This window comes from Mycobacterium triplex (assembly GCF_000689255.1).
GTDB lineage: Bacteria > Actinomycetota > Actinomycetes > Mycobacteriales > Mycobacteriaceae > Mycobacterium > Mycobacterium triplex.
This window is the reverse complement of record NZ_HG964446.1, coordinates 721,986-734,281: the sequence shown is the minus strand read 5'-3', so window position 1 is coordinate 734,281 and position 12,296 is coordinate 721,986. Positions and strand designations below refer to the sequence as shown.

Sequence of the window (12,296 nt, the reverse complement as noted above, 5' to 3'; positions counted from 1 at the left end):
GGCCATGACTACCGATATGAAGCGCGAGAACGGCACCAACTCGACTACGAAGGCCACGCCCCGAGAACGAGTGGCCGAGCGCATCCGCCGGGTCGAGGCGACCGACGAGCAATACCGGAACGCCAAGCCGGATCAGGCGCTGCGGGCAGCGGCGCGCCAGCCCGGGCTTCGACTGCCGCAGATCCTGGAGCTGTTCGTCGAAGGCTACGGCGACCGCCCGGCATTGGGATGGCGGGCCCGCGAGTTGACGACCGATCCCGCTACCGGCCGCACCACCACCCGGCTATTGCCCCAATTCGACACGGTCAGCTACCGCGATCTGTGGGCCAATGTCCGCGCCGTCGCCACGGCGTGGCGGAGCGACGAAACCGCCCCGGTGGCACCGGGTGACGTGGTCGCCACTCTCGGTTTCGCGAGCCCCGAATACCTGACGCTCGACCTGGTCACCGGCTACCTCGGCCTGGTAGCAGTACCACTGCAACACAACGCAACCGGCGCTCGCTTGCAGCCGATCGTGGCCGAAATCGAACCCCAGGTGCTGGCCACCGGGGCCGAGTATCTCGACCTCGCCATCGAGGCGGCGCGCGGCAGCACGTCGTTGCGGCGCCTGGTGGTCTTCGACTACCAACCCGAGATCGACGACCAGCGGGAGAACCTGGAGCGCGCCCGGGCGAAGCTGGTCGACGCCGGCATGTCGGTGACCATCGAGACGTTCGGCGAATTGATCGAACGTGGCCGCGCATTGCCGCCGGAGCCGATGTACACCGGCGAAACCGACGAGCGGCTGGCCATGATCATGTACACGTCGGGCAGCACCGGGCTGCCCAAGGGCGCGATGTACACCGAGCGCATGGTGCTGAAGTGGTGGACCAACGAGCTGTACCCGGAATTCGCCGACATACCGGTGTTCAACGTCAACTTCATGCCGCTCAACCACGTGGGCGGACGGTTACCGCTGTCCTCGTCGTTCCAAGCCGGCGGCACCAGCTATTTCGTGCCGGACAGTGACCTGTCCACGTTGTTCGACGACTGGAATCTGGTGCGCCCCACTGAAATGGGCATGGTGCCGCGCGTGGTCGAGATGTTGTACCAGCGCTACCAAAGCGCGGTCGAGCGGCTGATCGGGCAGGGCACCGACCCCGAGGATGCCGACGCGCAAGCGAAAGCCGAACTGCGCGAACAGCTTCTGGGCGGGCGCGTGATCACCAGCTTCTCCACCACCGCGCCGCTGGCCGCCGAGATGAAGGCCTTCATCGAGTCGTGCCTGGACGTGCACGTGCTCGACGGCTACGGCCTGACCGAGGTAGGAATCGTGTTCAAGGACGGCGTAGTTTCCCGGCCACCGGTCCTCGACTACAAGCTGATCGACGTACCCGAATTGGGTTACTTCCACACCGACAAGCCTCATCCGCGCGGCGAGCTGCTGGTGAAGTCGCTCACCGCGTTCCGCGGATATTTCAAACGCCCCGACGTGACGGCGCAGGCTTTCGACCCGGACGGCTACTACCGCACCGGTGATGTGATGGCCGAGGTGGGACCGGATCACCTCGTCTACGTCGACCGGCGCAACAACGTATTGAAGTTGGCGCAGGGCGAATTCGTCGCGGTGGCGCAGCTGGAGGCCGTCTTCAGCAGCGCGGCCCTGGTGCGGCAGATCTTCGTGTACGGCAACAGCGAACGACCTTATCTGTTGGCCGTCGTCGTTCCGACTCTCGAAGCAGCGGAACGATTCGCCGGCGATGCCGACGGCCTCAAGGCGGCGCTCAGCGAATCCCTGCGCCGCACCGCAAAACTCGCCGAGCTGCAATCCTACGAAGTGCCGGTCGACTTCCTGGTGGACTCCGAGCCGTTCAGCGAGGACAACGGCCTGCTCTCGGGAGTCGGAAAGCTGTTGCGGCCCAAGCTCAAGGAGCACTACGGCGACCGGCTCGAACAGCTCTACGCAGAGCTCGCCGCCACCCGAACGGCCGAACTGCGCGCGCTACGGGAGGGCGCAGCCGACCGGCCGGTGATCGACACACTGACCCGGGCCGCCGAGGCGCTGCTGGGTCTGGCCGGTGGCCCGCCGCAGCCCGACACCCACTTCCTCGACCTCGGCGGCGACTCGCTGTCCGCGCTGACCTTCTCCAACCTGCTGCAGGATATCTTCGAGGTGGAAGTCCCGGTGGGCCAGATCATCAGTCCGGCGACCGACCTGCGCCAGCTCGCGGAATATGTGGAATCGCAACGTAAATCCGGCTCCAAGCGGCCCACCTTCTCGACCGTGCACGGCCGGGGCGTCACCGACGCCCGCGCATCCGAGCTCACCCTCGACAAGTTCATCGACGCCGCGACCCTGGCCGAGGCTCCCAACCTTCCGCACGCCACCGGTACACCGCACACGGTGCTGCTCACCGGCGCCAACGGCTACCTGGGACGCTTCCTGACGCTGGAATGGCTTGAGCGGCTGGCCGAAAGGGGCGGGAAGCTGATCACCATCGTCCGCGGCAGCGACGCCGATGCCGCCGCCGAACGGCTGGAAGCGGTTTTCGACACGGATCCACAACTGCTGACGCGCTACCGCGCCCTGGCCGCCGACCACCTCGAGGTGATCGTCGGCGACATCGCCGATCCGAATCTTGGCTTGGATCAAGCGACTTGGGAGCGTCTTGCGCAGGACGTGGACATCATCGTGCACCCGGCGGCGCTGGTCAACCATGTCCTGCCCTACGACCAGCTGTTCGGCCCCAACGTGTTGGGCACCGCCGAATTGATCCGCCTGGCGATCACGAAGCGCATCAAGCCGGTGACCTACATGTCGACCGTCGCGGTGGCCATGTCGGTCGACCCCGCCGTGTTCGCCGAGGACGGCGACATCCGCACCGTCAGTGCGCTACGCCCCGTCGACGACAGCTATGCGAACGGGTATGCCAACAGCAAGTGGGGCGGCGAGGTATTGCTGCGCGAGGCACACGACCTGTGCGGGTTGCCGGCCGCGGTTTTCCGGTCCGACATGATCCTGGCGCACAGCCGGTACGCCGGACAGCTGAATGTCCCGGATGCGTTCACCCGGTTGATTTTCAGCCTGCTGGTGACCGGTATCGCGCCCGCGTCGTTCTACCAAACGGACCCGCATGGACACCGGGCGGTGGCGCATTACGACGGTCTGCCGGCCGACTTCGTGGCGGAGTCGGTGACCACGCTGGGCGAGCAGACGGCGACGGTCGGGGAATACCGGTCCTTCGACGTGATGAACCCGCACGACGACGGTATCTCGCTGGACGTCTTCGTGGACTGGTTGATCGCCGGTGGCCACGACATCCGGCGCATCGACGACCACGACGAATGGTTCGGGCGCTTCGAGACGGCGCTGCGCGCACTACCGGACAAGCAGCGCCAGCATTCGGTGCTTCCGTTGCTCGATGTCTACCGGAAGCCCGAAGCGCCGCTGCGTGGCGCACCGGCTCCCACGGACGTGTTCCGCGCGTCGGTGCAGGCAGCCAAAATCGGTGCGGACAAAGACATTCCGCACTTGTCGGAACGGCTGATCGAGAAATACGTCTCGGATTTGCGGCTGCTCGGTCTGGTCTAGTGTCGTGAGGCAACGTCGAGCGTGGGGGATATGCCGGCAACTCCAGCACTTTTCGTGCATATCGCCCACGTTCGGCGAGTCAAAGCAACGCGCGATGCGAATCGACGACTCGCGACAGTAGCCCGCAGGGCTAGCCGTGCAAACCGTTCTTGACCGCCGCGTCTTGCTTGCGGCCGACGTCGGTGGCGATCGCCGGGTCGATCGGGTCGTCGGGTGCGCTGTCGAATTCCAGGTTGACCAGCGCCCTGCCCTCGGTGAACAACAACACCGCGATGGCCTGCGAGTTGTCCGCCGAGTTGCCCGAGATCATCGCACCGTTGGAGCCGACGTCGACGGGCTGCCACGTGCCGGCGACCTTCTTCGCGTAGTTCGTCTTGGTGTTCTCCAGGGCGGCGGCCGCGATGGAGGGATCGGCGACGACCAGGATGGTGTCTCCGATGCGCCGGCTGTTGTCGGCATTGACGAACAGTTGCGCAACGCCGGCGGTGTTGTTGGAGTTGAGCACCGGCGGCTCCGGCGCGGTGAAGTCGCCGCCGAGATCACCGGGCTGGATCAGCAGCCCGCTGTAATCCGGGGGAGGTCCGGTCGTGGTGCTCACGGCGGCGGGCGCGCCGCTCTTGGACGGTGGGGCCGAGGTCTTGCCGCTGTTGCCACACCCGGTGATCGCGAGGCCGACCACCACGGTGGCGGCCGTGACAGCCGTTCGAGCACGTCGCATGGGCATCCTTTCCAGCGAGAACGGGGCCGGCGCATATGAACATACGCCGATCGACAGCAGCCGGTCGGCGCCTATCCTGGCGAGGGGCCGGGTACGAGTTTCGATTCGCGCGGTGAGGAGATCGAGATGACGGCTGCGGTGGCGCGCGCGGTACGGTTCGACCGCTACGGGGACCGTGACGTGCTGTACGTGACCGACATCGACATGCCGACCCCCGGCGAGGGTGAGGTAGTGGTCGAGGTTCGGGCCGCCGGCATCAACCCCGGCGAGGCCGCGATCCGATCGGGAGCGATGCATGAGATGTTCCCCGCCACGTTTCCCTCCGGGGAGGGCAGTGACCTGGCCGGTGTCGTGACGGCGACCGGCCCCGGGGTCAGCGAGTTCGCGGTCGGCGACGAGGTGCTCGGGTTCAGCTTCCGGCGATCAAGCCATGCCACCCACACCGCCGTCCCGGTGCACCAACTGATCCGCAAGCCGCCCCAATTGAGTTGGGAGGCAGCGGGTTCGCTCTACGTCGTCGGGGCCACCGCATACGCCGCGGTCCGCGCGGTCGCGCCGCAGCCGGGCGAGACCGTCGTCGTGTCGGCGGCCGCCGGCGGTGTCGGCAGCCTCGTCGTGCAGCTGTTGGTCTTGCGCGAGGCACGAGTGCTGGGCATCGCGGGACCGGGCAATGCCGAATGGCTACGGGCACACGGCGTCATCCCGATCGCCTACGGCGATGGCCTGGCCGAGCGTCTGCGCGACGCGGCGCCGAACGGAATCGACGCGTTCATCGACCTATTCGGCCCGGAGTACGTGCAGCTCGCCGTGCAGCTCGGGGTGGCACCGGAGCGCATCGACACGATCATCTCCTTCCAGAAGGCCGGTGAAGTCGGCGCCAAAACCGAAGGCAGTACCGACGCATCCACCCCGGAAGTGCTCGCCGAGATCGCCGACCTCGTCGCCGGCGGCGCTGTCGACTTCGACATCGCCGCGACCTTTCCGCTGGAGCGGGTGGCCCACGCCTTCGAGGAACTGGAACGGCGGCACACCCATGGCAAAATCGTGCTGCTGCCGCAGGTCTCGCCTCAGCCGTCAGGCGGCGCCGACCTCCACGATCTTGACGATCACGAAGACCACGGCGAGCACCAGGTAGCCGCGCAGGATCAATAGTCCGGTCCTGCGAATCGGCGAAAGAGCCGGGCGGGCAAGAGAGCTCAGATCTGGCGTCTGCCAATCCTTCTGATCGTGCTCGCGAAGAGCTCGCCGTTCGGCGCGACCGAGTGGCGAAGCCAGTTTGGCCGCGCGAGTGTCGCTGTACCCCTGGTCGCCGATGATCGCTATCGCGCCACAAAGCACACCGACCGCCGCACCGGCCGCCAACCCTGCCTCGAGGGCGCCGGTGGACAGGTCCGGGAAGAACGTGGCCGCCGTCAATGCCAACGATAGGAGCACCAGCGCCCACACGATGGCCCACGCAACGACGTTCTGCCGCAGTGTGTTTACCCAGGGCCCCAGGACCGCCCGGTCGTTGCAGAGCAACACCAGGAAGACGGTCGCCGACGGCAGCAGGATGCCGGCCAGCGCCTGCACGCCCTGGGTGACCAACCCGAGGATGTGGTCGGGGCTGAAGGCCACCGCGGCCGACGCCGCCAGCAGCAGCGCATATCCGCCGTAAAACAGCGGCGCTTCACTTATTTTCCAGTGCAGGGAGTGCCGCTTGCCCATCGCGTCACCGATGGCATAGGTGGTGGCCAGCCCGATGGCATTGGCCCCGATCAGGGAACCGTCGAGCAGGATGATCGCGAACAGCACTCCCACCGGGTGGTGCAGCCGGCTCGCGACCGCACCGGCGTCGGTGAAGCTCGCGGCGCCGGTCAGGCCGAAGGCGGTGACCGCCATCAGCGCCGTCGCCCCGACAACGACCACGACGATGCCGATGACCAAATCGGCTCGCGCGTAAGGAATCCAGCGCGCGGTGATGCGCTTGTCCACCACGTTGGACTGCTGGAAGAACAACTGCCACGGCGCTACCGTGGTGCCCACGATCGCGATGATCAACAGCAGGACCGTCGAGTTCAGTCCACCCGGGAACTGTGGAATCAGGCCGCCGGCAGCTACTTTCGGACTCGGGTGCACCATCAGCACCATCGGGATCATCGCGACGTTCACCGCGATCAGCAGGAACATCAGCCCTTCCCAGCGCCGAAACGAGCCCCCCGCCACCACGGCGAACAGCAACACCGCCGCCGCGGGAATCGCGACGATCTTCGGACAACCCAGGAATCCCAGCGCCAATGCGACGCCGATGAACTCGGTGACGATCGTCAGCGCGTTCAACACCAGCAGATCGCCGACACTGAATGCGCCCCAGAACTTTCCGAAACGCTCGAAGATCAGGCGCGCGTGACCGACTCGGGTGACCGCGCCCAACCGCAGCACCATCTCCTGGTTCACGTACAACACCGGGATCAACAAGGCCAGCGCCCACAACAGGTTCATCCCGTAGTCCTGACCGGCCTGCGCGTACGTCGCGACGCCGCCGGCGTCGTTGTCGCCCACCATGACGATCAATCCGGGTCCGGTGATGACCAGCAGGGTGCGCAGCCGCCGCCACCGGCCGCTCAACGCACCGGCGTCGTCACGCTTGATACGGCCGAACGCTCCGACGATGTCGCCGGTGTGCGCGGAATCCAGCGCGGCCTGTCCGGCCGGCGGCCGGGTGGAAATCAGTGTCATGGGTTTCTCGCTATCTGAAGAGATCGAGCTACACAGATCGGGTGTTCAAACGTGCCCCAGCGGCGGGCTGTCAACCCCCGCCCGCCGCTGGGGACCGCTGGCGGAACGAATCACCGGTGGTTGCCCCCAGTGTCGGGTGACTCTCCGCCCGGCGCGGCCGAGAGCACGGCGATCGGCGTCAGCGACGCATACAGGTTCGCCCGCTCGTCAGGTGTCGGGATGTGCATGGCGCACAACCTGTTCGTCAGCAGCCGACCCGCACGCAGCATCGACCGTCCGCGCCACCTTCCAAGACCGTGAAAACGGTGCGCAACAACAAAAGTCATGGTCTTCCCCCAGTCGGAAGCCCGATCGGTTCCCAGCGCACCACATGCAACCCGGCATTCACCGGGCCCGCCGACCGTCAATACGGTTGCGGGACAGCAAAAATTGAGCTGCGTCAGCAGACAGGAATGCCGGAACCGGATCGGATCAAGATGGATTTCGGATAGCAACTATCGCCGGGACTCATCTCGCCCTCACCTCCTCACGGCCATGACACACGAGGGTGTCGTCACATCACACGCGGGAGAGGTACGAATGCCGGGCCAAGAGCCCGCCGGCCGCACCCCTCTCGTCGGAGCTTCGGCACTGCACGGCGTATCTGGCCGATGGTCGCGACCCGCGCTTGCGATCGCTCCTCGTCCAGAAGCCACTTGGGCTCAACCCATGTGTCCGGGAAGAGCTGTCCTGACCCGGGGCGTCTCTCGACGTTCGGGGTCAGTGGCCTGTGTCCGTGCAGACGCCTCACCTACCGAGGTGCTTGCCCAACCATGCTGGCACCGCCACCCGCTGCTCGTCAAACTCGTTTTGTCACAATCCGCCCCCGCGTGTCCTGGCTCACACCCCGGAGTCAACCGTCATCACCCGGTTCGATGCGGGCGGGGCATACCCTCAAGGGCATGGCCACAACCCTGCAAGACCCTCGCGTCGAGAGCGTGCTCGACCGGATGTACACCGAGACGAAGAACCAGATGTCGTTGCTGCGCGAACGGCATGGTCAGTTTGACCGACCGATGACCGCCGCCGAGCGCGCCGAGGCGATGAGCGAGTTCTACATCCCGGTGACCCCGGAGGCCGGCCGGCTGCTGTACGCACTGATCCGGGCGACCCGTCCGACGACGGTTGTCGAGTTCGGAATGTCGTTCGGTATCTCGGCGATTCATCTCGCGGCCGCGGTACGCGACAACGGCGTGGGCCGCGTGGTGACCACGGAACTCAGTGCGAGCAAGATAGCCGCCGCGAAAAAGACGTTTGCCGAGACCGGCTTGGACGACGTGATCACCATTCTCGAGGGAGACGCGCTGACCACGCTGGAGACCGTGGACGGGCCGACCGAATTCGTCTTGCTCGACGGCTGGAAGGATCTGTACCTGCCGGTCATCAAGCTGCTCGAACCCCGGCTTACCACAGGCGCTTTGGTGGTGGCCGACAACGCCAGCGCGCCCGACGTGGCGCCCTATCTGGATCGCGTGCGTAACCCGGCCAACGGGTACACCAGCTTCAATTTCCTGGTGCGGGAAAGCGACAGCATGGAAGTCAGCTGCCGCACCGACGACTAGGCGGTCAGCGCAGCGACTCTTCCAGCCACGGCGTCAGCCACTTGACACCTTCCGGGGTGAGGTGGACGCCGTCACTGCGCACCTTGATGCCGTCGACCTTCGCGGTGTAAACACCGTCGGGGCAAAGCTTTTTGTTCAGATCCAGGATCTGAACATTTGGGTGCTGCGCAACGGCCTTGCGCAGCATGGCATTCCATTGGTTGACCCGGTCCGGCTGGTCCTCCGGATACAAACGGCCGTCCGGCTTTTCGCCGCCCCGGCTGTACGGGACGGTGGCCACCATCACCCGAACCCCGCTGGCGCTCACGATATTCAGCGCTCGCTCCAGCTCGGCGTTGAGATACGCGTCGAACGTCGGATCGCCGATGTGGGTCCACTGCCCCTCGTTGACCCGGTCTACCGTCTCCCAGCGGCCGATGATCAATAGCGCCACATCCGGCTGATCCTGACTGATCTGCGCCGCCCATCGGCTCGGCCAGGTGTCGCATTCGGCCCGCTGGTCCAGGGTTTGGCCGATGTACCGGTACGGCGTGCCGCGAACCAGGCTGCACCCGATGACGGTGTGGTCCAGGAACGCGAATCCGGGCGTGGGCGGCAGGAAGTGCATCCAGGTCCACCCGATCGAATCGCCGAATACCGAAACGGTGAACGGCCGGTTGGGGTTTCGGGGGCCAACCGGGCGACTCCCACCCGGCGGGACGGAGGACACCGCCGCGACGGACGAGACGCCGGGCGGCAGGCCGGACTCGCGCAGACCGGTTCCGGTGCCGACCGGAATGAGCAATAGCGTGATCGCGGCGGCGCTCGCCACGGTGGCGGCGGCCAGCGGCAGCAACGCGACCCGGGCCGGGCGCCACCGCCGAACGGGTTGCTCGATCAGCCAGTACGACGCGCCGGCCACCACCAGCGTGAGCCCGCACCGGGCGGCGAACAGCGGGAAGCCCGACCAGCCGGTGCGTTCGCCGTTGAGCGCCAGAAAGATCGGCCAGTGCCACAGATAGATGCCGTAGGAGATGGTGCCCAGCCAGACCAACGGGGGCGCGGCGAGGATGCGAGCGACGAACCCGCGCTGTTCCATCGCCACCGGGGCGACCACGAAGACGGCCGCAATCGCGACCCCGATCAGCAGGCCGTGCCGAAAATCGCCGACATTGCCCGTCGCGAAATGAGCCGCCGCGGCCAACCCCGCCACGCCGAGCATCGGCAGCAAGCGGGCCACCCGCCGACCCCAGCGACTGCGGATCATGCACCAGCCGCGGTTCAGCGACGGCCAGTCCCGAACCAGCAGAGCCGCCGCCGCCGAGCCGACCAGCAAAGCTTGCGCGCGGGTGTCGGTGCCGAAATAAATGCGGTCACGCGTGGTGTCGGAGACGAACACGATCGCGGCCGCCGCGGAAGCCAGCGCACCCAGCGTGGCGATCACGAAGACGGCGAACCGCACGTCGCCGACCGTGGCCCGCATGAAGTAACGCTTGGCCCGCGCCGCCAGCAGTAAGGTGACCGCGATCAGCAGGACCGGCCAGACGAAGTAGTACTGCTCCTCGACGCCGAGCGACCAGGCATGCTGCAGCGGCGACGGCGGCGCACCCTGCGTGAAATAGTCGGTCTGCTGCGCGACGAAACGCCAGTTGGCCACCCACAGGAACGCCGCGATCGCGTCGTCGCGCAACCCGGTAAGGGCCTGGGCGGGAAGCAGTTCGCGGGCCGCGCCGACGGCGAGCACCATCAGCACCAGCGCCGGAAGCAGACGGCGAGCCCGGCGAATCCAGAACCCGGTGAGGTCGATGCGACCGGTGCGCCCAAGTTCGTCCAGCAACAGCGAGGTGATCAGAAATCCGCTGAGCACGAAGAAGACGTCGACGCCGAGGAACCCGCCGCTGATGCCGGGAATGCCGCCGTGATCGGCGAGCACCAGGGCGACGGCTACCGCTCGCAGTCCATCGAGTGCGGGAATACCGCTGTGCCGATCGGGTTTATCCCAAATCGCCAGTCGGCCGACACGACGTACCGGGTCTACCCAACGCTTCTGCCGAGCAGAAGATGCCGGCTCGGTGTACATCCCGTCCGGCTCAGTGGTTGCTTGTAACGCGCCCTGACCGCTGCGTTGCCCGGCGCGGTAGTTGCTGCCGATACGTCGTCGCCCCTCCTCTTGATCTCAGCAAGCTTAGAGGCGGCGCCGCCGGATGCGGCGCAGACACGCGCCGGTTTCCGGCCGTGGTGCGTTCGGATTTCGGCCTACGGTGTCAGGCCTTGTCGGGGGCTTTCTCAGGGGCATAGCCCAGGGTGCTTTTGACTTCCAGATACTCGTGGAAGCCGAACTCGCTCCATTCGCGACCGTTGCCGCTGCGCTTGTAGCCGCCGAAGGGCGCATTCATGTCGAATGCGTGATTGATCGTCACCCACCCGGCGCGAATCTTGCGGGCAACCTCGCGGGCCTTGTCGAGGTCGGCTCCCGAGACGAACCCGGCCAGGCCGTATTCGGTGTCGTTGGCGATCTCGACGGCGTGGTCGAGGTCGTCGTAGCCGAGGATGCACAGCACGGGCCCGAAGATTTCCTCGCGGGCGATCGTCATGTCATTGGTGACATTCGCGAAGACGGTCGGCTTGACGTAGTAGCCCTTGTCCAGCCCGTCCGGCCGGCCCGGGCCGCCGGTGACCACGGTCGCGCCCTCGTCGACGCCCTGCTGGATCAGCCGTTGGACCTTGTCGAACTGCGTCTTCGACGCCACCGGCCCGATCGTCGTCCCGGAGCCCGGGGCTCCCACCGTGACCTGCTGGGCGGCCTCGCGCGCGATGGTAATGGCCTCGGCCATCCGGGAATTCGGCACCAGCATGCGCGTCGGCGCGTTACAGCTCTGCCCGGAGTTGGGCATCATGTTGGCTACGCCGGCGCGCACACCGTCGGCAAAGCCACTGTCGTCGAGCACGATGTTGGGGCTCTTGCCGCCGAGCTCTTGAGTCACCCGCTTCACGGTCGGGGCGGCAAGCTTGGCCACCTCGACACCCGCGCGGGTGGAGCCGGTGAACGACACCATGTCGATGTCGGGATGGCTGGCCAAGGCGACGCCCACGCCCGCGCCGTCGCCGTTGACCAGGTTGAACACCCCGGCCGGAACGCCTGCGGCATCCAGGATCTCGGCGAAGATGTACGGCGAATACGGCGCCACCTCAGACGGTTTCAGGATCACGGTGCAACCGGTCGCCAGCGCCGGGTAGACCTTGACCGCGACCTGGTTGATCGGCCAGTTCCACGGCGTGATCAAACCGCAGACACCGATCGGCTCCTTGGCGATCAGCGTGGCGCCCTTGTGTTCGGAAAACGCGAAGTTCTTCAGGGCGTCGATGGCCGTGTTCAGATGCCCGATGCCGAGGAAGACCTGCGGTCCCGCGGCCAGCGACGGCGGCGCACCGATTTCCTCGGTGACGGCCTCGGCCAGATCGTCGGCGCGTTTCTGGTATTCGGCGAGGATGGCCTGCAACAGGTCCAGCCGCTGTTCGCGGCTGCTTTGCGACCAGCCGGCGAACGCTCGCCTGGCCGCCTTGACCGCGACGTCGACGTCGTCGGCCGATCCCAGCGAGATCTTGCCGGACACCTGTTCGGTCGCCGGGTTCTCCACGTCGAAAGGGTTGGGCCGCAACGGCTCGACCCATTTGCCGTCGATGTAGAAGTTCAGGTAGTCGCGCATGG

General features: G+C 66.4%; 7 protein-coding genes, 1 pseudogene and 1 riboswitch. Of the genes and pseudogenes, 3 read left to right on the top strand and 5 right to left on the bottom strand.

Annotated features, from left to right (window positions below; all coding sequences use genetic code 11):
- Positions 1-4 precede the first annotated feature (4 nt).
- The gene (car, locus tag BN973_RS03325; protein ID WP_036465893.1) at positions 5-3,571 is read left to right on the top strand and encodes a carboxylic acid reductase; all 3,567 of its coding nucleotides are present in this window, start codon (positions 5-7) and stop codon (positions 3,569-3,571) included.
- A gap of 130 nt (positions 3,572-3,701) precedes the next feature.
- Here car and BN973_RS03320 read toward each other — a convergent pair whose 3' ends face one another.
- Positions 3,702-4,289 (bottom strand): hypothetical protein, encoded by a 588-nt coding sequence (locus BN973_RS03320; RefSeq protein ID WP_036465892.1) that lies wholly within the window; start codon positions 4,287-4,289, stop codon positions 3,702-3,704.
- Between the two features lie 126 nt (positions 4,290-4,415).
- On the opposite strand from BN973_RS03320, the pseudogene BN973_RS03315 reads away from it, so the two are divergent.
- Positions 4,416-5,345, top strand: a pseudogene (locus tag BN973_RS03315) (NADP-dependent oxidoreductase); the annotation flags it as partial.
- A gap of 18 nt (positions 5,346-5,363) precedes the next feature.
- Here the strand turns inward: BN973_RS03315 and BN973_RS03310 are convergent.
- Positions 5,364-7,007 carry an NRAMP family divalent metal transporter gene (locus BN973_RS03310; protein ID WP_036465891.1) on the bottom strand — a complete coding sequence of 548 codons (1,644 nt, stop codon included), beginning with the start codon at positions 7,005-7,007 and terminating at the stop codon, positions 5,364-5,366.
- A 110-nt stretch (positions 7,008-7,117) separates the two neighbouring features.
- On the bottom strand, positions 7,118-7,276 hold the full coding sequence (locus BN973_RS31340; protein WP_169718172.1) for a hypothetical protein: 159 nt from the start codon (positions 7,274-7,276) through the stop codon (positions 7,118-7,120).
- 332 nt (positions 7,277-7,608) lie between these two features.
- Positions 7,609-7,812: riboswitch (M-box (ykoK) riboswitch) on the bottom strand.
- A 136-nt stretch (positions 7,813-7,948) separates the two neighbouring features.
- On the opposite strand from BN973_RS31340, the gene BN973_RS03300 reads away from it, so the two are divergent.
- The gene (locus BN973_RS03300) at positions 7,949-8,608 is read left to right on the top strand and encodes an O-methyltransferase (RefSeq protein WP_036465889.1); all 660 of its coding nucleotides are present in this window, start codon (positions 7,949-7,951) and stop codon (positions 8,606-8,608) included.
- 4 nt (positions 8,609-8,612) lie between these two features.
- On the opposite strand, the gene BN973_RS03295 is transcribed toward BN973_RS03300, so the two are convergent.
- Positions 8,613-10,667 (bottom strand): acyltransferase family protein, encoded by a 2,055-nt coding sequence (locus BN973_RS03295; RefSeq protein ID WP_051641105.1) that lies wholly within the window; start codon positions 10,665-10,667, stop codon positions 8,613-8,615.
- Between the two features lie 184 nt (positions 10,668-10,851).
- Entirely contained in the window at positions 10,852-12,294 is a 1,443-nt protein-coding gene (locus BN973_RS03290) for an aldehyde dehydrogenase family protein (protein WP_036465888.1), read from the bottom strand.
- Positions 12,295-12,296: the final 2 nt, after the last annotated feature.